This window comes from Rhodococcus sp. SB1D, from assembly GCF_048573875.1.
GTDB lineage: Bacteria > Actinomycetota > Actinomycetes > Mycobacteriales > Mycobacteriaceae > Rhodococcus_F > Rhodococcus_F qingshengii.
The window spans coordinates 124,577-149,977 of sequence record NZ_JBMAIQ010000007.1 but is presented as its reverse complement, the minus strand read 5'-3'; the positions used below and the strand labels follow the sequence as shown (position 1 = coordinate 149,977).

Sequence of the window (25,401 nt, the reverse complement as noted above, 5' to 3'; positions counted from 1 at the left end):
GCGAATTCCCCTGTCCCTCTGCCTCCGGACGTAGCAGTATGAACACGTTCCAGTTTCGGCGATTCACACGGACAGGGGAAGTTCGATGGGCAATTTGGACGGTCAGGTCGCATTCATCACCGGAGCGGCGCGTGGTCAAGGGCGCGCGCATGCCGTCAAGCTCGCGTCCGAGGGCGCGGACATCATCGCGGTGGATCTCTGCGCGCCGGTCGCAACGGCGGGGTACGACATGGCCACCGAAGCCGACCTCGCCCAGACCGTCGCCCTGGTCGAAGCTCAGGGCCGGCGTATCGTCGCATCCGTCGCGGACACTCGCGACCTCGATGCCCTGAAATCAGCGGTCGACGCCGGAGTCGAGAAACTCGGCCGACTGGACATCGTGATCGCCAACGCGGGAATCGCGGCGTCGGCGAAATTGTCCTGGGACCTGAGCGCCGAAGAGTTCCGCGAGCTGATGGACATCAACGTCACCGGCGTCTGGTTGACGACCAAGGTGTCGATTCCGCACATCATGAACGGCAATCGAGGTGGATCCATTGTGTTGATCAGCTCGATGGCCGGGCTTCGAGGCGTGCCGGGGATTGCACATTACTCCGCGTCCAAGCACGCCGTTCGGGGGTTGGCGAAGTCTCTGGCCAACGAACTCGGCTGGGCAGACATCCGAGTCAACTCCGTACACCCGGGCAATGTGCGAACGACGATGATCGACAACGAACCGATGGTTCGTGCGTTCCGTCCAGACTTGGAGAATCCTGTCCTCGCCGATACCGCTCCGATCATGTCGAAGCTGAATCTGCTGCCCCACCCGTGGGTCGACCCCGAAGTGATTGCGGATGCGGTGTTCTATCTGGTGGGGCCGGCCGGGCGCGGGATCACCGGCATCGCGTTGCCGATCGATCTCGGCACCTCGGAAAAATTCGCCGGCGGCTGAAGGCCCGAACTGATGCAGAATTGCCTCTGCCGGATGGGTCTCGAGCACCATCCGGCAGAGGCAATTCCGGCTTGATCAAGCCTTCGTAGCAACAGAACAAGTAGTCGACAACCTCATAGGCGCTCCTCGTCTGGTGTGGGAAAAACCGTTGTGGGATGCGCAACAAACCCAAGACCCAGCGTAGAAGCATTTGGCCGCAAACGCGCGTCATTCGGCACTATTTTTTTGGATTCGGGCATACTGGGCAACGCTCCCACCACGTATTATTGACCCGAGTTCACACTTACAGGGGGTAGGCACAGTGACGGTCAAATACGCCGTAATGGACCCGATTCACGGAAAAGTCGAGATCTCGTTCGATGTCGACACGGGGGTCGTCGACGTCCGAAACGGCAACTCACACGCTCTGTTGACGCGTCGAGTCGATGCCCCGCGCCGTGAAGGCACACCCATCGGAACGCGCGCCGCCGCCGACTTGTTCTTCACTGTCGGTGGCGACGAAGTCGAACTCACTGTCGGCAAAGGGTTTCTGTCCCGTCGCTCGTACTCTGTCTCGGCACTCGTCGACGGCGTGAGTTTGAACTTCGCCCCAGTCAACTACGCGAACAGTGCATTCACCCGCGACGGATTGCGGATCGGGCACTTCTCCAAGAACGAGGAATCCGATCCCAGACAGACCGACGCAGTCTGGTCGAGCACGCCGAGCACCGACGAACTTGTCATCGGTTACGCCCTGGCCGAAGCCTTCGATTGCGGAGCACTCAACGGGGCTTTTGCGTTGATCGAATCACTGGTGCTCGGCGGCGGATAGAGACCACTCAAAGCAGGTGGATTACCAGCAGAACAACGGCAATAGCTGGGAAAAGCATCTGTACGACGGCTGCGCGGGCTTTGTCGGGAGACGAGAGAATCAGCACCAATCCCGCGGCAACCATCGATCCTGTGCCTGCCAGTACGAGGGCAATTCCGACCGACGCGGAGCCGGTCGCCGCAATCACGATGCCGACCGCCGACACGATCGCCAAGAAAAGATTGTAAAAGCCCTGGTTGAAGGCGAGCGGCTGCGTGGCGATCGCCTCTTCCTCGGACTTCACGCCGAACGTGGCGCGGGTCTTCGGGGCCGTCCAGAGAATCGATTCGAGGACAAAAATGTACACGTGCACTGCTGCGGCCAGTCCCGCAAAGATGTAGCCGGCGACGTTCATCGGTGAACTCCTGTTGCTTCGAGTGAATTCTGTATCGTTCGGTCCAATATATACTGGACCGAACGATACAGAAAGAGCGAGGCTTTGATGGGCAGATCACAAGAATTCGACACAACAGCCGTGGTCGCTGCCGCTTTGGACGTTTTCTGGGCACGCGGATACGAAGGTGCCTCACTCGGCGACCTCGAATCCGCGACGGGGCTGAGTCGGTCAAGTCTCTACAACTCGTTCACCAACAAGCGCGGATTGTTCGACGCCGCCGTGCAGATGTACCTCGACCATGTCATCCGGCCACGTCTGCGCAGCCTCACGACAAATCCCGGGGCAGACGCAGTCGACGACTACCTTTCCTCGCTTGCGCAAGCAATCGGCACCATGACCGCCGACTCGCCTCGGCGCGGTTGCCTACTTCTCAATACGGCTGCCGGACTCGGCGCGCACGACGATGCGGCGGCCGCAGTGATCCGCGCGTACCGCCGAGAACTCGCCGACGCGATCAACAGTGGATTACACGCCGCGTTTCCAACCGAGACAGACGCCACGCTCTCAGATCGCACTCGAATCCTTCTCTCCTGCACGGTAAGTGCATTGGTACTCGCACGAGTTGACACCGAAGAGGCCATCGCAACTCTGGAATCTGCGCGCCGACTGAACGCAGAGTGGCAGGGATAATGACCGGAAAGCTCACGCCATTGCCCGCCATCAGGCGGGTAGGCGATGATGCTTCACGTGCCCAAGTTGACCACGCCCGCTATCGCCGCTGGATATCTCCGGGGAATGGACCAACCCTCGATCCACGTCGGGACTTTCGCGATTCTCCGACCCTGGACCCGCGACGACGCACCGGCCGTCATGGAAGCCTTTCGCGATCCGTCGATTCAGCGTTGGCACATCCGCCGCGCCGACTCGATCGACGAAGCACGGGGTTGGCTCACCCAGTGGAGAGACGGGTGGGCAAGCGAATCCGAATGCCATTGGGCGATCGCCGCTCCCGAGACAAATGAACTCCTCGGTCGAATCGCAGCAAAGGGGGTGAATTTGTGGGACGGCACTGCCGAGCTCGCGTATTGGGTGACCCCAGCGGCGCGCGGCCGCGGACTGTGCACCCAGGCTGTAACCGCACTGTCCGAGTGGGCATTCCGCGAAGCGGGGTTTCATCGACTGGAACTCGAGCACTCGATCCACAACCCACGATCGTGCCGAGTCGCCACCAAAGCAGGGTTCAGCGAAGAAGGTGTTCGACGAAGCTCCGCCAGGCACGCCGACGGCTGGCACGACATGCACGTCCACGCCCGACTACGTAGCGATCAGCCTTCGGCAACGACTCGCGCCGCGAGGGCAAGCGTCTGATCCACCAATTCCGCAACTCGCTGCGGCACGACCGGTTCGAGGTCGAACAGAATTCGGTAGATGATCGGCGCCACTACATGGTCGACCACCGAATCACCATCCACGCCGGCAGCTTCCGGCCAACGCGCGAGGATCACGTCGATCTGCGTCCGACAGAAGAAGGCACACTTGAACTTCTTCGTACCGTCCGGTGCATGCGTCTGATCGTCGCTCATCAACACGTCACGCAACGAAGCACGACCGACAGGCGCAGACATCTCCTCGAGGTACTCCTGCGCCCAAATCGTCAGATCCCCTCGGAGCGAGCCCGTTTCACGCGGGTCGGCGTCCGGGCGCAATCTCTCGATCGAGACGTCGGCAAAGACTTCGTTGATGTCACCCCACCGCCGATAGATGGTCGACGGGGTCACTCCCGCATCGGTCGCGATCATCGGCACCGTGATCTCGGCTCGATCACGCTGTTCCAACAACTTGCGCGCCGACGCATGCACGGCCTGTTGGATGCGCGCACTACGGCCACCGGGGCGCGGACCTGCGGACGGACTCATAAATCCAATACTAACGCAAAGATGTTGCATTAGGCTACGGCCAGGCGTAGCGTCCCAAACGCAAAGTATTTGCGTTTGAAGTCTTCACCACCCGCACGGGAAGCGCTACGACAATGACAACGACCGTTTCACCACAGACCGAGAGCACTTCACGCCCACGCCTTGGGCGAGGCGTCGCTTTCACACTCATCGCCGTCATCATCGCCACGTTCCTGGGCGCATCCGCGACCCCGACACCGTTGTACGAGCATTATCAACAGTTGTGGGGATTCTCCTCGCTCGCGTCGACGCTTGTGTTCGGCATCTACGCTCTCGCATTGCTCGCCACGCTCCTGACCGCCGGATCCCTGTCCGATCACATCGGCAGGCGCCCGGTCCTGCTCGGAGCACTCGCGCTCGAGGCAGTCTCGCTCGCGCTGTTCGCCTCGGCCGACGGTTTGACCATCCTGCTCATCGCCCGGGTCGTACAGGGTGTTGCCACCGGCGCTGCAATCAGTGCTCTGGGTTCGGCATTGATCGACCTCGAACGCACTCCGGGCCGAGGATCGATCATCAACAGCGTCGCTCCGACGATGGGGCTTGCAGTCGGAGCAGTGGGTTCGAGCCTCATCAGCGAGCACCTGCCCCGTCCCACCAGCACTGTCTACCTGGTCCTTCTCGTGCTTGTCATTCTCGAGATCTTCGGAGTATGGGCCGCTCCCGAGACTTCGGGCGGACGCCCGGGAGCCTGGCAGTCCCTGCGCCCCACACTGGCCGTTCCTCGTCAGGCGCGCACGATGATTGCCCTGACCGCACCGTGCCTGATCGCGGTCTGGGCACTGGGAGGTTTCTACCTCTCACTCGGACCTGCATTGGCGCGCAAAGCACTTGACGTTCACAGCTCCCTCATCGGTGCCATCATGGTCGCAACACTGACAGGATTCGGAGCGGCAGCAGTGCTCACCTTCCGCAAACTCGGCGGCCGGACCGTGATGCTGATCGGAACCACCGCCTTGGTGCTCGGGGTGGCCGTCACACTCATCGGTGCTGAAACATCCTCTGCCGTATTGATTCTGGTCGGTACGGCTGTTGCAGGTATCGGCTTCGGAGCAGGATTCCAAGGAACTATCCTCACCGTCATGCCGCTGGCCGAGAACCACGAACGCGCGGGTTTGTTGTCCACCGTCTACGTCATCGCATATCTGGCCAACAGTCTTCCCGCCTTGCTGGCCGGCTACCTGGTCGGCAAGGTCGGATTGGTGGATACGACGCGTGGTTACGGAGCACTCGTCATGGTGCTCGCGGCGGCCGCACTGATCGGACTGCTGGTCACCGGCGAGCGAAAGGTCGAAGCCGTCTCGGTGTCGGAGTAGGTGTCCCCCGATCGGTGGACACACCGTTCCGCCTGCACAGGGTCCGGGGAGTGGACATACGACATCGATCTGCTCCGACATAGTTGTCTTCGAGAGAGCCAACCGAACGCTCACCCGGACAAAGGACACCGACGATGACGAACCCACGCTACGTAGTTGCCGCAATCACAGCTCTGGCCGCCGGCGCCCTCACGTTGGGATTGAGCGGAATCGCCAGTGCCGGAACCCTTCCCACAACCGGCAACAGCATCACGATGACGATCAGCAACGACACCGAACAGACAATTCATCTCGAAGGCGCCGACAACCCCTACGGACAGTGGATGCAGAGCCCACGCCAGTCGCTCGCGCCTCACGAGACCGAGATCGTCACGGCATACAACCAGGACCCGCGCGGCCTGACGGTCGACGTCGTCTATTCCACTCCCGACGGCGGACAAGCAGTCTTCATGGCCAACGACTATCCGCAGTTCGACACCGACGGAACTCGCACCACCGACCCTGATCACTACATCATCTCGAGCTACATCGACGGCTACTACCCGAACCTGAGCGTCGGGTACCACCTCAGTGCGGTGTGACTGCAGCAGTCGTCATAAGTAATCCATCTGCCTCTCAGACGCACTTGTTCTTGGACATTCGTCCGGCGCGCGGGGATTGTTGAACGCAGCCCCGCACGACCAGGCACACGCCCCGCTGCCGGTGGCCCGAACATCAACGGGAGAGGGAAAACCACAGTGCGACTACCCAACCAGTTTCTGATCTACGTCAGCGATGCCGCCTCCGCAGCAGCGTTCTACGGCGAATTGTTCGACGCGAAGCCTGAGGTCCTCAGCCCTCGGTACATGACCTTCGACCTCGGCGGCGGTGTGGTCCTTGCACTGTGGAGCGGTAAGTCCCGCGACCTCGATCCCGCGACACCGCGCAATTTCGAAGTCGGCATCTTGGTCGACGGCGGGAGCAACGAAATTCGGGCGATCCACGACGAGTGGGTGGCCAAGGGAGTCGAGGTCGTCGAAGAACCCAACGAAGATGTCTTCGGTCTGACGTTTGTCATTTCAGATCTGGACGGAAACCGCGTCCGCGTAGCGCCCGCAGATCACTGAGCACTCAGCCTTTGATCTCGCCGTACCGGCGCAAGGCCTCCTCACGCTCGTGCGCGTGATCGACTATCGGGTCCGGGTAGTCGACTGGGCGCATCGCCTTCAACGAGTGGACGGCCTTCCCGGGAACATCGCGAAGTTCGGGGACCCACCGACGGACGTATGTGCCGTCGGGATCGAACTTCTCCCCTTGCGTGATCGGGTTGAAGACGCGGAAGAAGGGCGAAGCATCCGTACCCGACCCGGCAGTCCACTGCCACCCGTGCTGATTGGAGGCCAAGTCACCGTCCACCAGTTGCGACATGAAGTACCGTGCGCCGCGCCACCACGGAATGTGCAGGTCCTTCACCAGGAATGACGCGACGATCATTCGGACCCGATTGTGCATCCAGTTCTCGGCGGCGAGTTGCCGCATACCGGCATCCACGATCGGGAAGCCGGTCTTGCCTTCACACCAGGCCGTGAAGGCGGCGTCTGCGTCGACTCCCCCGTCGTGACGTAAACGGTCGAACTTGTCGTCGTAGTTCTTCCGCGCGCTGTCGGGGCGCTGAAACAGGATGTCTGCGTAGAAGTCTCGCCAAGCAAGCTGGCGACGGTACGCCTGAGCGCCGTCTCCGAGTCGCTTGGAGAGATCTGCCAACATGGTTCTCGGATGAATCGTGCCGTACTTGAGCGGGATCGACATCCGACTCGTGGTGTCGAGGTCGGGTCGATTTCGTTCGTCGTCGTACCGGTCAAGATCGTTCTCGCAGTATTCTTTCCACTGTTCGAGCGCACCGGCCTCACCGACGACATCGCTGACGGTGCCGGACTGCGCGGGGATACTCACCCGGCGCGGGCCACCGTCCTTCTCGCTCGGATCGAACCAACGGACCGTCCCCGCATCGGTCGACGCGGGGCCCCGCCAACCATGTTCCATCCACTGACGGAAGTACGGCGTGAACACCTTGTACGGATCACCGTCCGCCTTGGTGACGCGTCCGGGCGCCACGGCATATGGTGACCCGGTGGCGATCAACTCCACCTTCTCGGCCACGGCCGCGTCGCGCCGTCGGCCGTAGGGCCCGTAGTCGCCACTGATGTGAACTTCTTCGGCGCCAACGGATTCCGCCACGCGGGGCACCACGTCTGCCGGATCACCTCGAACAACCATCAATCGTCCGTCGAGCTGGTTGTCGAGTGCCGACAAGTTGGCGAACAGTTGATTCTGGCGGGGTGAGCCTGCCGGTCCGAGCAACTTCTCGTCGAGGACGAACAAACCCAACGTCTGTCCGCCGGCATCCGCCGCTGCAGTCAGAGTCGGAAGATCACCGACCCTCAGATCGCGTCGAAACCAGATCACAGAGTTACTCACCCAGTCGAGCCTACCGATCAGATCTCAGAACGCATCCCACCGCGCGGGCCGCCAGTTGCGCCGCTCTTTCGGCTGTCGGTTCGGAGGTGAGCCCGAGCAGTCGCCGCCGGTGCTCCTCCCCGAGCAGCAAGGTGTACAACTGATCCGCGCACAGCGCAGCCTTCTGGCCGTGCTGATCGATCAAAATCTTCTCCAGAAAGGCAATCGACTTGGCCGGGCCGGATTCGTAGAACGCTGCGGCCAATTCAGGGAACTGCACGGCCTCGCCGATCATCATGCGGTGCAGCGCAATCGAGTTGTCGCTGTGCAGGGCGATGACGATGTCCACTGCAGCGGCGAGCAGGTCGGACTGGCCCTCGCCGGCATCGTCGACGTACGCGTGCTGACGCGCAACCGCAGCTGCAAAGACCGCAGACTTGTCGCCGAAGTAGCTGTACACGGTGCGCTTGGCGACGCCGGCCACCGTGGCAATGCCCTCGATGGTAGTTCGGGCGAACCCGACATCTCGAAACGAGTCGACAGCGACGTCGAGAATCTCGTTGCGTCGTTCGGCGCGCTCGGCGTCACTGGTTCTCCCACGTCTGCGCGGTTGCTCCATCAAGTCCCCTGTTACCGTGCCGGTAAATTAATGCTACGTTGACGTTTCATTAATTCGAATACTACAGGAGCACTGCATGACCGGACAACGACTCGTCCACGTCGCTATCGCCGACGACTGGGAAGCATGCAAGCGTTTCGGTGAGTACGAGGTCTCGACGCGCGGAATCAGTTACGACGAGGCAGGATTCATTCGCGCAACGAACCCGGACGCACTCGCTTCGGTGCTCGATCTGGTGTTCGGCGACCTCACATTGCCACTGGTCGTCGCCGTCATCGATCAGGACGCCCTGACCTCCGCAGGCATCGACGTCGAATGGGAGGCGGGAAAGCCCCGAATCCTCCGACCTCTACCGATGGACGAGGACACCGTGGTCGCCGAACTGGCCATGGAACGCGTTGACGGGGTCTGGCCGATTCCCGACCTGACCCCGTACGCAAGCCGCACCGACTAGACCAGCGCAGCCTCGGGTTCGACCACGGGGGTCGACGCCTTCTTCCGACCGGCAGCCACGCACAGCGCGATCCCGACGGCAATCCAGCACACCAGCACCAGAAGTGGCGTGGTGGCGCCATGGCCGTCGAAGAACGCCATCGAACGGACGGATGCTCCTGCGGCGCCGGGTGGGAGCAGCTGCCCCAAAGCGCCCCAACCCGCGGGCAACCACGCGGCAGTTGTCGCCATCCCCGAGAGTGGGTTTCCGATGAACATCATCGTGACGGCGCCCAAAGCGAACCCCTTCATCCCGAGCAGGGATTCGAGCCCCAAAATGGGAAGCGAGATGGCCGAAATACCAACGGCGAGTGTGAGCGCGGTGAGCAGGTAGTTTCCGTCAAGACTGTTGGTGCCGAACTGCAGAATGGCAGTCAGTGCAAAACCCGCGACCACCGCGACGCCGGCAGCGCCCAACACTCGCTTGACAATGCTGCGCGGAAACAGCTGCACGAGAACAACAGCAGGCATGATTCCACCGAACACCAGAGGCAAGGCCAATGCCGTGAGCCCAGCACAAGTCGGGTCGTCCGCCGTCAACGGCACAACGTCTTCGACGGGAACCTTTGCCCCCGAGGCCTCCGAGAGGCCGTTGGCCACCCCGGTCAGGGTCTGGGCGATCGGGGTTCCGCCTGCAGTCGCGATCAACACGTGAGGACCGTTGGCATCAACGGCGATTCCGCCGACCACGTCGCGATTCCGAATCGCGTCACGCAGGGCGTCGGCGTCGGCGAATTCTCGAGTATCGAAGGCGCCTTGCTTACTCGCCTCGAGCGAGGTGCTGATCTGTTCGGTTGCCGCAGCTGGACCGGTGATGCCCAACTTCAGTTCGTGCGGGCCACTGTTGACCGAGGGCAGCACGAAGGCAAGCAGCATCAGCCCGATCACGGCGGACAAGCCCAACACCACAGCCACCAACTTCTTGCGGTCCCGTGCTTCGACTTCGGCGTTCATAACTACCCTCCCTAAGTGGAAGTTTTTCCTCCACTATTTGTGGAAGATATTCCTCCGGTTATGATGAACTGTCAATACCGGAGGTGGATGTGCGAGCCGATGCACGTGAACGCAGAAACGCAATAGTCGACGCCGCACGAGCGGTGTTCACCGAACGCGGGCACGACGCGCCGCTCGATGCAGTCGCAGAACTCGCGAAAGTGGGCATCGCCACGCTGTATCGAAACTTTCCGACGCGCGAGGACCTCGTGACCGCCGTCGCCGTCGCAACACTGACCGATGTCCGCGAGGCTGCCGACATCGCACTCACGGCAATGTCCACCGATCCGATAAACGCGTGGCACACGCTGGTGGACCGCCTCGTGGAACTGCGCCTGGGTGCGCTCATTCCTGCACTGGTGGAACGCAGTTTCACCGAGCTGGCGCCCGAAGTTCTGGCGGTGCGTGAGGTGACGAAAACGAAGATGACCGCGACGATCGGCGCCGCTCAGAGCGCCGGACTGGTTCGCGCCGATCTGCAACCGCTCGAATTCGTCATGGCTCTGGCCAAACTGACGCGCCCGCAAATCGAGTTGTCCGACGAGGCCATGCCGAACCTGGTCCCGCGGTTGGTCGCGGTGTTCATGGCCGGTCTGCGTCCGGACGGTACCGACTTGCCGGTCTGATCGGCGAAACCCGACGTACCAGGCAAGGCACAATGGGGCTGTGACCGAGATACCGAAAATCCTCGTAGTCGACGACGACGCAGACGTCCTGACCTCACTCGAACGCGGATTGCGGCTCTCGGGATTCACCGTACTGACGGCGGTGGACGGCGCCGACGCGCTCCGAGTGATCTCCGACAAGCGACCGGACGCGGTAGTCCTCGACATCAACATGCCGGTGCTCGACGGCACCGGTGTGGTGACGGCGCTTCGTGCCGCCGGCAACGAAATCCCGATCTGCGTGCTCAGTGCGCGCAACTCGGTCGACGATCGCATCGCCGGGCTCGAATCCGGTGCAGACGACTACATGGTCAAACCGTTTGTTCTTGCCGAACTGGTTGCCCGGATCCGCGCAATGCTCCGTCGCAGCAACACTCCGGCCGGCGATCACTCCGAGGGTACGAATACCCTGCGGGTCGGAAACCTCGACATCGATCTCTCCGGTCGCCGGGTTCGTGTCGACGGCAAGGAAGTACCGCTCACCAAACGCGAATTCGAGCTACTCGAAGTGCTCGCACACAATTCCGGCATCGTGCTCACTCGCGAACGTCTCCTCGAACTGGTGTGGGGCTACGACTTCGTCGCCGACACGAACGTCGTGGACGTCTTCATCGGCTATCTGCGTCGAAAGTTCGAATCCGGCGGTTCACCTCGTCTGCTGCATACCGTTCGCGGCGTCGGGTTCGTGCTTCGGGAGAACCCGTGAAGCGTCGCCGCTTCTCACTACGAACTCGCGTTGCCGCGGCCGCGGCACTGGGGGCGACGTTCATCGTCATCGCACTCGGTGTGGTCGTTGCACTGGCTATCGCACGAAACAATTTGGCGCAGTTGGACCGTCGATTGGAGACGGCATCGACGGTCATCGTGGCCAATGCGGCTACAGCGGGACCTTTTCTCGGCGCGTTCGGAGACGGCGGCGCCTTTTCCGTGACCATCCGCTCCGACACCGACGGAACCGTCAAATCCAGTACCCCGACGCGACTGCCCGAACTACCGGTCGGCTCGGCGACCGTCGACGTGGACGGTACGAAGTACCGGGCATATACCGCCGAGGCCGACGGGATCAATGCCCTTGTCTCGCTGGCGGTTCCCTATGCCGAAGCGCGAGACATCACAGTCGACCAACAGCGACAGGTTGCGTTCTTCGGCGTCGGGGCCGTAGCGGCCGCAGCTGCGTTGGGATGGTTGTTCGGTGGCCCGGCGGTGCGCCCCCTCGTGGAGTTGACCCGCCGGATCGCCAGGCGCGATCCCGATCTCGCCACCGAGGTTTCCGGAATCCGTGAAGCGGACGAGCTTGCCGCAGCAGCAGAATCGATGCTCAGCGACGTCGCTCGAGCGCAAGCCGCAACCAACTCCGCCCTTGCCGCCGCCCGAGATTTTGCGTCCGCCTCGGCTCACGAACTCCGAACTCCGTTGACAGCAATGCGAACCGACATCGAAGTGTTGTCCATTCACGACCTCGATCACGAACAAAGACGCGAGATCCTCACAGATCTGGCCCGCGCGCAGGGCCGCGTCGAGTCAACTCTGAGAGACCTCGAGCGCCTGGCGAAGGGTGAACTCTCGACGGCCGAGGATTTCAAGGACACCGATTTGACCGAGGTCTGCGACATCGCTGCCGACGACGCACGCCGACATCATCCTGGGCTCGACGTCGGCGTCGTCACGGTGGATTCCCCACTCCCCTATTGCATCCGGGCCCTTCCCGGCGGAATCCGGTTGATCCTCGACAACGCGATCACCAATGCAGTCCGCCACGGCGGCGCGAGCGCGGTGCGCATCACCCTCGCTCGCCCGGCAGATTCACCGGACACCGTCACGATCACGATCGACGACAACGGTTGCGGAATACCGGCCGAGGAACGCTCGAGCGTGTTCGAGCGCTTCACTCGCGGATCGACGGCAGGCAAGACAGGCTCCGGTTTGGGCCTGGCGCTGGTGGCGCAGCAGGCGGCCCTGCACGGCGGACGGACGACATTTCACGACAGTCCACTCGGCGGGGCTCGCCTGCTGGTCGAACTCAGGGATCAGCCCGGACCCGAATAGCCCCTTCAGGTCTCGATCAACTGGCCGATCCCTGACGCTGTCACTTCGATGACCCGAGCCGAGCCGATGTCGAAGAACAGTCCGGCGATACGCAGGCGACCATCCACACGGGCCTGACCGACGAGAGGATGGCGTTCGAGAGTCTGCAATTGGACTGCGACATTGACCATTCCGAGCTGATCGACCTCCGAGAAACCTGCCTCGGCCGCAGCACGCGCGACCGGATGGCCACTCGTATAGGCCTGCAAGCTCGTCTCCGCATGCCGCAGCCATTCCCCGACGACTCCCGATTCCGACGAACCGTTCGTCAGGAGTGCTTGCATCGCGCCGCAGCCCGAATGTCCGCACACGACCACCGAGCTGACACCCAACTCGTCGATCCCGAAGGCCAGTGCCGCTTCCACCGACGTATCGCGGCCGCCGGCAGGAACCAGGTTTCCGACATTGCGCACGGTGAACAGGTCACCGGGGCCACTGCTCGTGATGATGTTCGGCACCACTCGCGAATCTGCGCAGGTAAGGAAAAGAGAGTCGGGGTTCTGCCCGTCGCGCAACTGATCCATGTGCGGCCGTATCGCTTCGGCGCGATGGCGATGATAGTTGGACACCCCGTCGAGAATGGGCCGCAAGGCCGGCGGGCTGCTCAGATTCCTCCCCGAAGCCTGTGGTTGCCAACTGCCCCACGGCGCGAGCAAGCCGCGCAGGTCGGTGACTGCGGCGCCGCGCTTCGGCGGACCGGTGGTCGCGCTCTCCATACTCACCGAGCCGACTTCGTCGATGATCACCGAACCACCTGCCAACTCGTACTGCCTCGCCCACTCTTCGATGACGTCGAAGACGGCATGGTCGAGGAAGTCGACAGACAGCTCGACGGTGACGTCCGACCGCGGTGGGAGTCCGGCGAGCACCGACGTCAGCTTGGGCAGCACCAGGAAGGTGCACGAGCCTTCGACCAGGACGCGCCACTTCCCGGAATCGTTGTCGCCCAACTCTTCTGCGGTGACAGTTGCGCGGATGACACGCCACACCAGGAGGGCGATGGCCAGCGCCAACCCGATCAGGACGCCCTCGAGCAGATTCAAGAACACGACGCCGACCACCGTGATGCCGTACACCCACAGATCACCGGTCCGTCGCGCCAACCGAATGTGCGCCAGCTTGACCAGTTGAATACCGATGACAATCAACAGTCCGGCCAGTGCAGACTTCGGAATCTGCTGGACCAACCCGGCGAGCGCAGCCGAGAACAGCAGAATCCACAGGCCGTGCATGATCGACGACGCGCGGGACTTCGCCCCGGCCTCGACATTGGTCGCACTGCGCACGATCACCCCGGTGACCGGAAGGCCGCCGATGGCCCCGGACACCATGTTCGCGGTGCCCTGGCCGAGCATCTCGCGATCGAAGTTCGACCGCGGGCCCGAGTGCATCTTGTCCACGGCCACGGCCGAGAGCAGACTCTCCACACTGGCGATCAGGGCGATGGTCAGGATGCCGGTTGCGACGCCGAGCCACTGGCCGTCGGGCAGAGCGGGGAGTCCGATCGAGTCCAGCAAAGATCCGTCGAGAGCAATACGCTCGACGTCGATCGGCAGCGCCAGCGAAGCGAGAGTTGCCAATACGATGCCCACCAACGCCGCCGGAACCTTGCGGACACCGGCAGGGAGATAGCGCCACCCGAGAAGGGTGGCGATGACGACGAGTCCGATCATCAGGTCCTCGACATGCAAGGCACCGATCTGTGCGGGCAACTGCCGTAGATTGTCCAGCGCCGAGCTGGCCGAGCTTCCACCCAACAACACGTGAACCTGTTGTAGCGCAATGGTGATGCCGATACCGGCGAGCATCGCATGCACCACCACTGGAGCAATAGCCAGCGCCGCACGGGCAATTCGGCTGAGCCCGAACACGATCTGCAGAATTCCGGCGCCGACGGTGATCAGGCAGGTGACTTTCCACCCGAACTTGCCGATCAGTTCGGCGACCACCACGGTCAGGCCGGCTGCGGGACCACTGACTTGCAGCGGTGAACCTCCCACAGCTCCGGCCACCACTCCGCCGACGATTGCGGCGATCAGACCTGCCATGATCGGCGCCCCGGAGGCGATCGCAATTCCCAATGACAGGGGAAGCGCCACCAGGAATACGACCAGCGACGCCGGCACGTCGTATCTGATCAGTTGCTCGAGATATCGCCGGCTTCCACCACCCGGCGGAGACGAATCCCCCACGACGCTCTCGTCAGCGGATGATTGTGCGTGCACTACGGACTGCGTCGACATAGATCTCCTCGCCGGACCCCGGATCCGGCTGCTGGGCAACATGTTCGAAGCGAATCGGCGATCGGTATCGCCGATCGACTGTGACCATGGTAACCGCGATTCCTTACCGTTCCCTTAGATGCGAGCCCAGACGTGGTCGACGTCACCGCCGCCCCGCACTGTGACTCGAACCTGAACATCGGTCCAAAAGATCGATCGAATTGCTTTAAACCGCAAGCATTTTGACTGACACACCTCCAGCGGCCGGCACACCTGAGCGCCGTCGGCGATAATGGTCGGGAGTGAACGCTCAACCGCAGACACAACGATGTGAAGGCAGGCACCATGTCCGATCAGTACGTCGCCACGCAGGACCGCTACGAAGCCATGCCGTACCGCCGAACCGGTCGGAGCGGTCTCAAACTCCCGGCCATCTCGCTGGGCCTCTGGCACAACTTCGGCGACGACGTACCGATCGAGAACCAGCGCGCAGTTCTGCGGCGGGCATTCGATCTCGGAATCACCCACTTCGATCTTGCGAACAACTACGGTCCCCCGTACGGAAGCGCCGAGACGAACTTCGGCAGGATCCTGCGTGAGGATTTCTCTTCGTACCGCGAGGAATTGGTCATCTCGTCCAAAGCCGGCTGGGACATGTGGCCCGGCCCCTACGGATTCGGTGGTTCCCGCAAGTATTTGCTGTCTTCCCTCGATCAGTCGCTCGGACGACTCGGCGTCGACTATGTCGACATCTTCTACAGCCATCGCCCTGACGCCGAAACTCCGATCGACGAGACCGCAGGCGCCCTGATCAGCGCTGTCCAGCAGGGCAAGGCCCTGTACGCGGGTATCAGTTCGTACTCGCCGGAGCGCACCCGTGAAATCGCCGCACTGCTCGCCGCTGCGGGGGTTCCGCTCTTGATCCACCAGCCGAGCTATTCGATGCTGAACCGCTGGATAGAGCAGGACCTGCTGTCGGCTGTCGACGATCTCGGCGTCGGCGTCATCGCGTTCTCACCACTCGCTCAAGGCATGCTCACCGATCGCTATCTGAACGGCGTCCCCGAGGATTCCCGTGCAGCTCAAGGTAAGTCACTGGATCCGTCGTGGTTGACCGACGACGCTCTCACCCACATCCGCGCGCTCAACGACATCGCGGCAGACCGCGGCCAGTCGCTGGCTCAGCTGGCACTGAGCTGGGCACTCCGCGATTCGCGGGTCACCTCGGTACTGATCGGTGCGTCCAGTGTCGCCCAACTCGAAGCCAACGTCGGCGCGCTCGACAATCTCGAATTCAGCGCAGCCGAACTGGCCTCCATAGATCAGCACGCCAAGGACAGCGGCATCAATCTGTGGGCAGAGGCCAGTTCGATCTGAGCGATCACCTGCGCTAGAGCTGAGGCAACTCCACGTTCACGTGCTCGCCCTCTTCGAATACGGCCGACGCCGGCCCGACGATCAAGGGATCCGGAGTACCGACAGCCCGGTGATCCTTGTTGGGATAGTCGAAGCTGGCGAGCACGTGACGCATCGCCTCGAGGCGAGCGCGCTTCTTGTCGTTGCTCTTGATCACCGTCCAGGGCGCATCCCCGGTATCGGTGTAGAAGAACATGGCTTCCTTGGCCTGGGTGTAGTCGTCCCACTTGTCGAGCGAAGCCAGATCGGTCGGTGAGAGCTTCCACTGACGCACCGGGTCCGTTCGGCGGGCCGCGAACCGCGCCAACTGCTCTTCGCGGCTGACCGAGAACCACAGCTTGTGCAGATGAATCCCGGAGTTGACGAGCATCCGCTCGAAGTCCGGGGTCTCTCTCATGAACTCGAGATACTGCGTCGGCGTGCAGTAACCCATCACTCGTTCGACGCCGGCGCGATTGTACCAGGACCGGTCCATCATCACTATCTCGCCGCCGCTGGGTAGGTGTGCGACATAGCGTTGGAAATACCACTGCGTCCGCTCGATGTCGGTGGGCTTCTCGAGCGCGACCACGCGGGCTCCACGGGGATTGAGATGCTCGGTGAATCTCTTGATCGACCCGCCCTTACCGGCAGCATCGCGACCTTCGAAGATGATGAGCACCTTCTGACCGGTTTCCTTGACCCACAACTGCAGCTTGAGCAACTCGATCTGCAGACGCCGCTTCTTCCGCTCGTACTCGCGGCGCGACATCTTCTTCTCGTACGGATAGCCCTGCTTCCAGGCATCCGCGAACTCCGAAGGCTCCAGCACGCCGAGCTTGTGCTTGAGACTCGACAGCTCGTCGATCTCGGCCGCGTAATCCTCGGTGACGGAAATTCTGGTCGACGGGGTCGGCAGGTCAGGAACCCGACCGTCCACACCGCTGGCGTCGGGGCTCATGAATACGCACTCCCTGTCGTCGAAATGAACGAACGTCCGGAAAGTGAATTTTACGCGCCGAAGCCCGCTCCCGCGGGTCCGAAGAGAATGTTGCTTGGCATCGAGGAGGTAACGACAGGTCCGGCTTCCCAGTCGCCGAACCCTCACGCGGTACCTTGATCGAGGTAACTGAGACGGTCGGTAACCCCGAGAGAAGAGAGTTCTGGCGAGATGCGAGTAGACGGACGGGAGATCCCGGTAACGGGAAGCCTCCTGCCACCACTGCACCGCCGTACGAGCGACATCATGCGGGTTGCGATCGCTGCTGTGCTGCTCGGCGGCGTGATCGCGGGATCTCTGATCACTCGAAGTCAGTGGGACGCCCTCGAAACGTCGGTGTCCAACATCGTCGGTGTTCTCTCGCCGAGCCTGTCCGACACTGTGTACCTGCTCTACGGCATCGCAATTCTGGCGCTACCGTTCGCCATCCTGATCGGCCTGATCGTCGGGCGCCGGTGGAAGTTGCTGGCCGGATACGCCGCCGCCGGCCTGTGCGCCGGTGTCGCGCTGTCCTTCACCGGAACAGGCCTGGCGGCACCGAAATGGCACCTCGACGTGCCGGACCGACTCGACGCCACCTTCCTGTCTCAATTCCTCGACGATCCGCGATGGATCGCGATGCTCGCGGCGGTGCTCACCGTCTCGGGCCCGTGGCTTCCGAAGAAGTGGCGACGAGCCTGGTGGACGCTGCTTCTGCTCTTCGCTCCCATCCATCTGATCGTCAGCTCGATCGTTCCCGCACGATCGATGCTGGGTCTCGCCGTCGGTTACCTGATCGGCGCGGTGATCGTTCTCGCCGTCGGCACCCCTGCCCTCGAAGTGCCGTTGGACTCGGCAGTACGCGTACTCGCGCGGCGCGGTTACCGCGTCACCGCGTTCCGCGTCGTGAGTCCCTCGGGAATCGGGCCTCTTGTCATGTCCGCAGCCATCGATCAAGCACCGGACGACGAACCTTTCGACGAACTCGTCGTCGAGTTGTACGGACAGAACCAGCGAAGCAGCGGAGCAATTCGACAGACGTTCCGTTGGATCTCGTTCCGGAACCGTGAAACTCCGCCGCCCTACGGATCACTTCGTCGCGCCGTCGAACACCGAGCGCTCATGGGTATCGCTTTCGCCGACATCGGTCTGGCCAGTTCCAAGGCCGTCGCAATCTCGGTACTCGATCGCGGGTGGGAGATGTACGCGCGCCCGAGTCCTCGTGGCATCCCCCTTGCCGTCGCCGTCGAGAACCAGGCGGGCGAGGAAGAATCCACCAAACTGATCGACGCGCTGTGGCAAACACTGCATACCGCTCACGTGCACCAGATGGCGCACGGCGACCTGCGCGCTTCCGAAATTCGTGTCGAAGGCGGAACCATCCTCTTCGGCGGGTACGCGTACTCCGAATTCGGCGCCACCGAAGTTCAGATGCAGTCCGACAACGCACAACTTCTCTTCGCCACCGCATCATTGTTCGGGGTCGATGCAGCGGTGGACGCCGCGATTCGAGCGCAAGGCGCAGACACGATTCTCGCCGCCTCCGGCCGATTGACCACCGCTGCATTGCCCAACCGAATTCGGCGGACGGTCACGGATTCCGCGAAACTGATGACCGAGATCCGAGACGAGGTCGGTGCCAAGAACGGGATCGAAAAGGTCGCTCCCGCACAGGTCACCCGATTCAGTCGCAACCAGCTGATCCAGCTCGTTCTGCTCATCGGTCTGGTCTACGTCGCCTACCCCTTCATCAGCCAGGTCCCCGCGTTCATCACCGAACTGAAGACGGCCAACTGGTGGTGGGCACTGCTCGGCCTCGGCGTCTCCGCACTGACGTACGTCGGCGCGGCTGCGGCCCTGTGGGCCTGTGCGTCGTCGATGGTCAGTTACCGCAACCTCTTGATCATGCAGGTGGCCAACACCTTTGCGGCGACGACAACTCCGGCCGGAGTCGGCGGGCTAGCGCTGAGCGTGCGGTTCCTGCAGAAGGGCGGGCTCGGTACCGTCCGTGCAACGGCCGCAGTCGCGCTGCAACAGACGGTCCAGGTGGTCACCCACGTCGGCTTGCTGATCTTCTTCTCGATCGTCGCCGGACGTGATACGAACCTCTCGCACTTCATCCCGGGATCCACTGTTCTGTATCTGGCAGGCGGCGTCGCGCTCGGAGTTCTCGGTGCATTCATGTTCATCCCGAAACTCCGTGGGTGGCTGCGCGACGACCTGCGTCCTCAGATCACCGAGGTGTTGGGTGAACTGAGCCAACTCGCGCGAAATCCCACGCGCTTCCTCATCATCGTGGGCGGCAGCGCCGCAACAACTCTCGGTGCCGCCCTGGCTCTGTGGGCGAGCGTCGAAGCATTCGGCGGCGGAACGACGTTCATCACCGTCACCATCGTGACGATGATCGGTGGGACGCTCGCCTCGGCGGCTCCGACACCGGGTGGCGTCGGAGCCGTCGAGGCCGCCCTCATCGGTGGTCTGTCCGCATTCGGACTGCCGGCAAGTATCGCGGTCCCGTCGGTCCTGCTCTACCGAGTGCTGACCTGCTGGCTCCCGGTGTTCTGCGGTTGGCCGACACTGCGGTGGCTGCAGAAGAACGACATGGTCTGAGCCGTTCCGCTACTTTTGGCGAACGACGTGAGCCTGCAGTGCTTCGCCGTCCTCGTCCACCCAGCCTTTGCTCTGGGCGTAGTCGACCATCGCGGCAACACCTTCGACGTCCGTGGTGCTCTCGCGAACGCGGGCTACCGAGATGAATGCACTACCACCGCTGACGTATCCGTAATCCTGAAGGCGCAAGAGTTCGTCCAGGTCGGCTTCGGAGATGTCGGCACTCACCTCGACGTGAAAGGCCTTCAGGTTGTCCACATCGTGGATGCTGACGCGGCCGTCGTCCACCAGTACATACATGGCTCTCCTTCCTAGAGCACTGACGTCGGTGCGTGCGTACCGAATACACGCCGGTGGTAGGTCAGTGGATTCGACTCGCGGTGCTCGACCTCGTCCACCGATCCTGTCACGATCTTGTGATCACCACCGTCCACGACGGCATCAACGGTGCACGCGATCCAGATGGATACGTCCGGCAGTCTCGGAACACCGAGATGCTCCGCCCACTCGACACCGTCGAACTTCGCACGGCCCTTCCTCGCAAAGGCAACCGCCAGTGAGCTTTGCGCGGTCCCGAGGACATTGATCGCGAACCTCCGCGTTCCTTCGATGAGGCCGAGAACTTCCGACTGTCGATCCAGAGCCACCGCGGTCATCGGCGGGTCCATCGACAACGACATGAATGCGCTGACCGTCGTGCCGTGCGGCCGGTCGCCGTCCATTGCCGTGACGACGGCGACCGGTGAGCACACGTGCGCCATGGCTTCTCGAAAACGCAACGCCCGGTTGCCCTGTGGGACATTCACGATGTCAGCCCTTGTCTGCCAACTCTTGTGCGTACTTCTTCGTCATGTGGTCGACGGCGTCGAGTTGCGCCTTTGCATGCCCTTCCCTGACAGCGCGCGCGTGAGCTGCCGCGTCGAGCGTCGCCTGCGCCTGCCCTTGGAAGTGCGGAAAGACCTCCTGCGCGAACAACTCTGCCGAACGTCGGGTGTCCTGCGGGTTCGCCCAATCGTGACCCATCTGCAGCATGCAGCCGAAACCACCGGACTGGTCCCACAGCCGTTGTACCTGACGTCTGGCCTGCTCCGGTGTGCCGATGACACCGATCCCGGCCTCGTTGATGAAGTCGATCATCTCGCTCAGACGCGCACCGGAGACCGCCATCTGAGGGAAGGCCGCGACGTGCTGGAAATAGTCGAACCACTCCTCGATGCCGTACTCGACCTGCTTGCGTGCTTCCGCCTCGGTTTCGGCGATGTGGAAAGGTCCGGCAAGAGACCACTGCCGACGATCCACCGTCGTCCCGTTGACCTCAGCGCGTTCCTCCATCACATTCCAGTGGTGCGCCAAGGCGTCGAAACCGTCGGCGGACAAGGTTGCTCCGATGGAGAGCAGACCGAGACCGTGCGTACCGGCCAGGCGAGGTCCTGTCGGGGAGGCCACTGCGGCCACGGTGATTTCGATGCCGTTCTCCGAGTACGGAGCGAGCTGCAGCTTGGCGTCGTACAGCTCGTGGGTTCGTGTCTTCGCGGAAACCGTCTCGCCACGAAGAAGGCGCACGACGATGTCGAGGTTCTCCTGCAACAACTCTCGGGTGTCCGTCGGGTTCAGACCGATCATCGCCGAGTCGGTGGGCAACGAACCGGGCCCGACTCCGAAGATGGTGCGCCCCTGAGTCAGGTGATCCAACTGCATGATTCGATCCGCTGCCCACAGCGGGTTGTGATACGACAACGACGTGACACCCGTGCCGAAACGAATCCGAGGTGCGCGCTGCGAGGCTGCAGCGATCATGATTTCCGGCGACGCGATGATCTCGCTTCCGGCAGAGTGATGCTCACCGAACCACGCCTCGTCGTAGCCCAACCGGTCGAGGTACTCGACCAGTTCGAGATCACGCTGCAGTGCGGCGGTGGGATTGCGTCCGGGGACGTGGAACGGTGCCATGAAATACCCGAAACGAAGCCTACTCATGAGTTCTCCTAGTGCTGTGGGCCAACTCCTGGCCGTGCACCGAAAACGCTATCCGTGCCGTGACCGCGGTCACAGTGCACGAAAGTGGACAATCTCAAGCGCGTTGATCGGCAAGTTTCTGCGCGTAGACCAACTTCACGAACTCGGCACGGTTGCGAACGCGCAGAAGAGCAAGGATGCGGCTTACATACTTCTTCACCGTGTCCGGACTCAGCGACAGGATCACCGCGATCTCGTCGTTGGTATGGCCGTCCGCCAACAACTCCGCGAGATCGATCTGCCGGGGCGTCAGCTTCTCTCGCCATCCCGGCTCGCGTTGCCCGGGCAGCGTCTGACACAACAGCGACAATTGCTTGCCCAGAATGCCCAAGCCCACGATGTCGCGCCCCGACAGATCCTTGCCTTCTGAATCGAAAATCCCCACCAGACCGTGACCGCCGTGGGCCAACTGGAGATGCATCACCGACGCGCTGTGAAGGCGTTTACGATAGAGGAAATCTCGCAGGTACGTCGCCGACTGTGAAGGGACGTCGGCCAACTGAGTGTGCGTGATGGCGGGAGATGCCAACAGCGTTGCCCGCGATTGCGCCGTCGCAAAAACGTCGTCGAGGTACCAGTGCGCTTGGTACTCGTCGAGGATCGGCGTGATCCGCCCGGTCGTCACCGGATCCGGGTCGGCGAAAGCCGTCGTGAAGGTCGGGCCGGCAAGGAAGGTGGTGTTGGGACAGCGGTAGTGATCATGGAGCGCGACCATGAGGAGATCCTTGAGCTGATCGAGCGTTCTCGCGGCCGAGCAGTAGTCGAAGACAGCGAAGACACGGTCGTAGTCCGCAGCGGACAGAGCGACGTCACCGCTACCGTGCACGTCTACCACCTCACCCGAACTATGATCCAGATCACTCATCGGACAGCATATGCATTACTTCGAGAGAACGGACAACTTCGCCGCCTACCAGCACTGTTGATGCCGATAGCCGATACTGAGCTGTATGTCGGAACTCGGAAATGAACCAGACTCGAAGCAGAAGGCGGTGCTCGAGCGACACGCGTCATGGATCGAATTGTTCTTCGACCTCGTCGTGGTTGCCGGTATCGGTCAGCTGGCTCACCTGCTCCACGGTTCGCCGTCGTGGTCGGATGTCGCGCTCTACGCGTTGCTCTATCTCGCGTTCTGGACCGCGTGGGCGACGTTCACGATGTACGGCAACGTTGCCGGTGACCGTGTCCGGATCCCGAGCATGCTGATCGCCATGTTCGGACTGGCCGTCATGATGGCGGCCGTGGCCGGCATCCACGACAACCATGCGCTGGCCTTCGCTGTCGCCTACGTGGCCGTACGTCTGCTGGCGAGTCGGGTGTGGCACAACGGCCAGATAGTCGTGGACTGGCCGATCGCCCAGATGTCTCTCGGTGTGATCCCGTGGATCGTCTCGTTCTGGTTCGAGGGCGAAACTCGGTTCTGGCTCTGGACCGCCGGTGTGACCATCGACCTGCTGATCATGTTCGTCGTCTCCGGCAGCGCGATCATGGAAGACGCGCAGGAAAAGCTCGACCGCATCATCAAGGTTCGGGGGTTCAAGGACGACCGGATGCCCGAACTCGAAGCCCTGCACTCCGATCGGGCTCACCTTGCCGAGCGCTTGGGCCTGTACGTCATCATCGTGCTGGGCGAGGGTGTGATCCTCGTGATTTCTGCGGCCTCGAAGCTCACCTGGGACTCGACGGTGGTCAGCCTCGCAGTCGGATCGTTTGTCCTGCTCTCGGGCATGTGGGCTCTCTCGCTTCTCTACGGCCACGCCGGTGTTCCGCACCTGCAGGCCGAGAAGTTTCCCGCTCGCATCGACATGGCGCTGCACTGTTTCACCACCGGCGCTATCGCGGTTCTGGTCGCAGGGCTCGGAGCGGCAACCGAACACGGCGCGGAGCACACGCCCGCGAACCTGCGGTGGTTGTTGTGCGGAAGCATCGCAGTCTATTTCGGAATCAGCCTGGTGGCAGGGCTGTTCGCGCGATCGGACCGACGGTGGCTGCTCGGCTGGGCGCTCCCGTGCACCGCCATCCCCATCGTCATGGGCATCGTCGGCACGCACATGAGCGCCACGTGGATCATCTGGGTGCTGGTGGCCACCGTGTCCTGGCAGAACGGCTACGAGTACGCGCAGGTGCGGCGTTCGCGCCGCTCTGCTGTGCGCCTTTATTAACCCCCCGCGGTTAATAAAGGCGCACAGCAGGGGCGGTTTTTACCCTCACCGCCGGGTCGAAGCGATAGGGCTGAGCCAACAGGATTCCGGCCAATCGCTTACGCAACCTCGACATCTCGGCCCGGACGGTCACCGTCTTGCGCGGATCGCCGAACAACTGTGAGGCGAGCTGCGAGGCCGTGAGGCCCTCGGGCGCCTGTGTCAGAGCCACGAGGATCTGCGAATGGCGCGGGCTGAGGTCGATACTCCAGCTCCCCATTGCCGAGGAGTACCGCAATTCCATCGCATTCGGATCTTGCACATCCAATTCGACTTCTGCACAAACCGTTCCGGACGCCGGATCCATCTGAGGGCGGACGAGCCAACCACCCGGAAGCGGCTCGCACATACATAGTCCGAGCGACGGGAGCCAATGCTCGCCGCTGCTCATCACTTTCGGCAGTGCGATTCTGTAGATCGGCGCCATCGAGTCCACCGCCGCGACCCAGCCACTGCGGTCCAAGACCACTGTCGGCTGACTCGCACGAGCCAGCGTCGATGCCGAGATCATCCGGAGCTGATCCAATCCGATTCGATGCTTCTCCCGCAGTGCGGATTCCGCCAGCCTGGCCACACTGTCCACCAGAGCGAGAGTCGACGGGTGGACCGTGTCTGCTGCGCCGGCGACGTTCACGACGGCGATGGCCCGGCGACTACGCGGATCTCGAACCGTCGCCCCGGAGCAGGTCCACGGATGCTGCGAGCGCGAGTAGTGCTCGGCCGAGAACACCTGCACTGCCGAACCTGATGCCAAGGAAGTGCCGATCCCGTTGGTACCAACAGCTTCCTCGGTCCACGACGCACCCTCGATCATCCCGAGCCGTTCGGCCCGATCCAACATTCGACTGGACCCGTGTCGCCAGAGGATACGTCCGTAGCGGTCCGCCACCACGATCAGATTCGCGTCGTCCGGGCCGACGAGTGGTGCCAGACCGTGCACCGCCTCGTCGAAGATCTCCGCCATGCCGGCTGCGCGTCTGCCTTCTTCGATCTCGGATTCGCGGCCCGTCTCGGTGATCGAGCACCGGTCCGGATCGAGTCCGAGCGCACGCAAACGCGACCACGAATTCGCGATGACGGAGCGCGGACGCGCAGGCGGCTTGCGTCCCGACATCGTTGCTTCGTACACGGATTCGAGAACACGTGCGTACTGCGCCGGGTCTTCACCACTGGCCAGGGCCGGTTCGAGTCGATTCGTTTCGCCGATCACACTCCAGTCCTATGTGACGGGGTCAACGAAAGCGAGCGTTGCACCCGGTTGCAGAGTTGTTCGCGTGCGTGAACGAAAGGACGGCGTTCACG

Annotated in this window: 26 protein-coding genes; 14 read left to right on the top strand and 12 right to left on the bottom strand. The window is 62.4% G+C overall.

Translation table 11 applies throughout. The features are described from left to right. The first annotated feature begins 85 nt into the window (after positions 1 to 85). Both ACN50D_RS17345 and ACN50D_RS17340 read left to right on the top strand, forming a co-directional pair. Positions 86 to 931: a mycofactocin-coupled SDR family oxidoreductase gene (locus ACN50D_RS17345; RefSeq protein ID WP_020970454.1), complete on the top strand. Its 846-nt coding sequence runs from the start codon at positions 86 to 88 to the stop codon at positions 929 to 931. Positions 932 to 1,232: 301 nt separating this feature from the next. Beyond that, entirely contained in the window at positions 1,233 to 1,742 is a 510-nt protein-coding gene (locus ACN50D_RS17340; RefSeq protein WP_256519732.1) for a hypothetical protein, read from the top strand. 7 nt (positions 1,743 to 1,749) lie between these two features. Here ACN50D_RS17340 and ACN50D_RS17335 read toward each other — a convergent pair whose 3' ends face one another. Then, on the bottom strand, positions 1,750 to 2,136 hold the full coding sequence (locus ACN50D_RS17335; RefSeq protein WP_099698663.1) for a DUF1304 domain-containing protein: 387 nt from the start codon (positions 2,134 to 2,136) through the stop codon (positions 1,750 to 1,752). A gap of 87 nt (positions 2,137 to 2,223) precedes the next feature. Here ACN50D_RS17335 and ACN50D_RS17330 point away from each other — a divergent pair, with 87 nt between their 5' ends. Both ACN50D_RS17330 and ACN50D_RS17325 read left to right on the top strand, forming a co-directional pair. Further along, complete coding sequence (locus ACN50D_RS17330; protein ID WP_030535389.1) at positions 2,224 to 2,808, top strand: TetR/AcrR family transcriptional regulator; 585 nt, start codon at positions 2,224 to 2,226, stop codon at positions 2,806 to 2,808. Between the two features lie 57 nt (positions 2,809 to 2,865). Next, on the top strand, positions 2,866 to 3,486 hold the full coding sequence (locus ACN50D_RS17325) for a GNAT family N-acetyltransferase (RefSeq protein WP_042451481.1): 621 nt from the start codon (positions 2,866 to 2,868) through the stop codon (positions 3,484 to 3,486). On the opposite strand, the gene ACN50D_RS17320 is transcribed toward ACN50D_RS17325, so the two are convergent. Continuing rightward, positions 3,444 to 4,034: a TetR/AcrR family transcriptional regulator gene (locus ACN50D_RS17320; protein WP_007733425.1), complete on the bottom strand. Its 591-nt coding sequence runs from the start codon at positions 4,032 to 4,034 to the stop codon at positions 3,444 to 3,446. The genes ACN50D_RS17325 and ACN50D_RS17320 overlap by 43 nt on opposite strands. 113 nt (positions 4,035 to 4,147) lie before the next feature. On the opposite strand from ACN50D_RS17320, the gene ACN50D_RS17315 reads away from it, so the two are divergent. From ACN50D_RS17315 to ACN50D_RS17305, 3 genes are all read left to right on the top strand, one after another. Beyond that, the gene (locus ACN50D_RS17315; protein WP_211920743.1) at positions 4,148 to 5,386 is read left to right on the top strand and encodes an MFS transporter; all 1,239 of its coding nucleotides are present in this window, start codon (positions 4,148 to 4,150) and stop codon (positions 5,384 to 5,386) included. A 134-nt stretch (positions 5,387 to 5,520) separates the two neighbouring features. Beyond that, on the top strand, positions 5,521 to 5,967 hold the full coding sequence (locus ACN50D_RS17310; RefSeq protein ID WP_211920745.1) for a hypothetical protein: 447 nt from the start codon (positions 5,521 to 5,523) through the stop codon (positions 5,965 to 5,967). A gap of 156 nt (positions 5,968 to 6,123) precedes the next feature. After that, positions 6,124 to 6,492 (top strand): VOC family protein, encoded by a 369-nt coding sequence (locus tag ACN50D_RS17305; protein WP_003939994.1) that lies wholly within the window; start codon positions 6,124 to 6,126, stop codon positions 6,490 to 6,492. Between the two features lie 4 nt (positions 6,493 to 6,496). Here the strand turns inward: ACN50D_RS17305 and ACN50D_RS17300 are convergent, their stop codons facing one another. Together ACN50D_RS17300 and ACN50D_RS17295 are read right to left on the bottom strand one after the other, a co-directional pair. Then, positions 6,497 to 7,843 (bottom strand): cryptochrome/photolyase family protein, encoded by a 1,347-nt coding sequence (locus ACN50D_RS17300; protein WP_073512669.1) that lies wholly within the window; start codon positions 7,841 to 7,843, stop codon positions 6,497 to 6,499. A gap of 10 nt (positions 7,844 to 7,853) precedes the next feature. Further along, on the bottom strand, positions 7,854 to 8,441 hold the full coding sequence (locus tag ACN50D_RS17295) for a TetR/AcrR family transcriptional regulator (RefSeq protein WP_042921655.1): 588 nt from the start codon (positions 8,439 to 8,441) through the stop codon (positions 7,854 to 7,856). Between the two features lie 76 nt (positions 8,442 to 8,517). On the opposite strand from ACN50D_RS17295, the gene ACN50D_RS17290 reads away from it, so the two are divergent. Next, complete coding sequence (locus ACN50D_RS17290; RefSeq protein ID WP_073512668.1) at positions 8,518 to 8,895, top strand: DUF952 domain-containing protein; 378 nt, start codon at positions 8,518 to 8,520, stop codon at positions 8,893 to 8,895. Here ACN50D_RS17290 and ACN50D_RS17285 read toward each other — a convergent pair. Next, the gene (locus ACN50D_RS17285; RefSeq protein ID WP_192712276.1) at positions 8,892 to 9,887 is read right to left on the bottom strand and encodes an ABC transporter permease; all 996 of its coding nucleotides are present in this window, start codon (positions 9,885 to 9,887) and stop codon (positions 8,892 to 8,894) included. The genes ACN50D_RS17290 and ACN50D_RS17285 overlap by 4 nt on opposite strands. 89 nt (positions 9,888 to 9,976) lie before the next feature. On the opposite strand from ACN50D_RS17285, the gene ACN50D_RS17280 reads away from it, so the two are divergent. The 3 genes from ACN50D_RS17280 to ACN50D_RS17270 are packed head-to-tail and all read left to right on the top strand — an operon-like array spanning position 9,977 to position 12,637. Beyond that, complete coding sequence (locus tag ACN50D_RS17280; RefSeq protein WP_007733449.1) at positions 9,977 to 10,552, top strand: TetR/AcrR family transcriptional regulator; 576 nt, start codon at positions 9,977 to 9,979, stop codon at positions 10,550 to 10,552. A gap of 40 nt (positions 10,553 to 10,592) precedes the next feature. Next, positions 10,593 to 11,297 (top strand): response regulator transcription factor, encoded by a 705-nt coding sequence (locus ACN50D_RS17275; RefSeq protein ID WP_003939853.1) that lies wholly within the window; start codon positions 10,593 to 10,595, stop codon positions 11,295 to 11,297. Then, positions 11,294 to 12,637, top strand: a complete 1,344-nt coding sequence (locus tag ACN50D_RS17270) for a sensor histidine kinase (RefSeq protein WP_003939972.1) — start codon at positions 11,294 to 11,296, stop codon at positions 12,635 to 12,637. The genes ACN50D_RS17275 and ACN50D_RS17270 overlap by 4 nt, the downstream gene beginning before the upstream one ends. A 5-nt stretch (positions 12,638 to 12,642) precedes the next feature. Here the strand turns inward: ACN50D_RS17270 and ACN50D_RS17265 are convergent, their stop codons facing one another. After that, positions 12,643 to 14,919 carry a SulP family inorganic anion transporter gene (locus tag ACN50D_RS17265; protein WP_210377599.1) on the bottom strand — a complete coding sequence of 759 codons (2,277 nt, stop codon included), beginning with the start codon at positions 14,917 to 14,919 and terminating at the stop codon, positions 12,643 to 12,645. 324 nt (positions 14,920 to 15,243) lie between these two features. Between ACN50D_RS17265 and mgrA the strand changes: the two genes are divergently transcribed. After that, positions 15,244 to 16,275 (top strand): L-glyceraldehyde 3-phosphate reductase, encoded by a 1,032-nt coding sequence (mgrA, locus tag ACN50D_RS17260; RefSeq protein ID WP_042451484.1) that lies wholly within the window; start codon positions 15,244 to 15,246, stop codon positions 16,273 to 16,275. A 13-nt stretch (positions 16,276 to 16,288) separates the two neighbouring features. On the opposite strand, the gene ppk2 is transcribed toward mgrA, so the two are convergent. Further along, positions 16,289 to 17,254, bottom strand: a complete 966-nt coding sequence (ppk2, locus tag ACN50D_RS17255) for a polyphosphate kinase 2 (RefSeq protein WP_003940295.1) — start codon at positions 17,252 to 17,254, stop codon at positions 16,289 to 16,291. A 210-nt stretch (positions 17,255 to 17,464) separates the two neighbouring features. Here ppk2 and ACN50D_RS17250 point away from each other — a divergent pair, with 210 nt between their 5' ends. Beyond that, positions 17,465 to 19,882, top strand: coding sequence for a lysylphosphatidylglycerol synthase transmembrane domain-containing protein (locus ACN50D_RS17250; protein WP_007733454.1), 2,418 nt, complete (start codon positions 17,465 to 17,467; stop codon positions 19,880 to 19,882). 9 nt (positions 19,883 to 19,891) lie between these two features. On the opposite strand, the gene ACN50D_RS17245 is transcribed toward ACN50D_RS17250, so the two are convergent. From ACN50D_RS17245 to ACN50D_RS17230, 4 genes are all read right to left on the bottom strand, one after another. Next, positions 19,892 to 20,182 (bottom strand): hypothetical protein, encoded by a 291-nt coding sequence (locus ACN50D_RS17245; protein WP_211920747.1) that lies wholly within the window; start codon positions 20,180 to 20,182, stop codon positions 19,892 to 19,894. 11 nt (positions 20,183 to 20,193) lie between these two features. Continuing rightward, entirely contained in the window at positions 20,194 to 20,643 is a 450-nt protein-coding gene (locus ACN50D_RS17240) for a flavin reductase family protein (RefSeq protein WP_007733458.1), read from the bottom strand. A 49-nt stretch (positions 20,644 to 20,692) separates the two neighbouring features. Continuing rightward, complete coding sequence (locus tag ACN50D_RS17235; protein WP_007733459.1) at positions 20,693 to 21,859, bottom strand: LLM class flavin-dependent oxidoreductase; 1,167 nt, start codon at positions 21,857 to 21,859, stop codon at positions 20,693 to 20,695. 94 nt (positions 21,860 to 21,953) lie between these two features. Beyond that, positions 21,954 to 22,763 carry a helix-turn-helix transcriptional regulator gene (locus tag ACN50D_RS17230; protein WP_007733461.1) on the bottom strand — a complete coding sequence of 270 codons (810 nt, stop codon included), beginning with the start codon at positions 22,761 to 22,763 and terminating at the stop codon, positions 21,954 to 21,956. 85 nt (positions 22,764 to 22,848) lie between these two features. On the opposite strand from ACN50D_RS17230, the gene ACN50D_RS17225 reads away from it, so the two are divergent. Next, positions 22,849 to 24,060 (top strand): low temperature requirement protein A, encoded by a 1,212-nt coding sequence (locus ACN50D_RS17225; RefSeq protein WP_054188866.1) that lies wholly within the window; start codon positions 22,849 to 22,851, stop codon positions 24,058 to 24,060. Between the two features lie 10 nt (positions 24,061 to 24,070). Here ACN50D_RS17225 and ACN50D_RS17220 read toward each other — a convergent pair whose 3' ends face one another. Further along, the gene (locus ACN50D_RS17220; protein ID WP_211920749.1) at positions 24,071 to 25,309 is read right to left on the bottom strand and encodes a helix-turn-helix domain-containing protein; all 1,239 of its coding nucleotides are present in this window, start codon (positions 25,307 to 25,309) and stop codon (positions 24,071 to 24,073) included. Positions 25,310 to 25,401 lie beyond the last annotated feature (92 nt).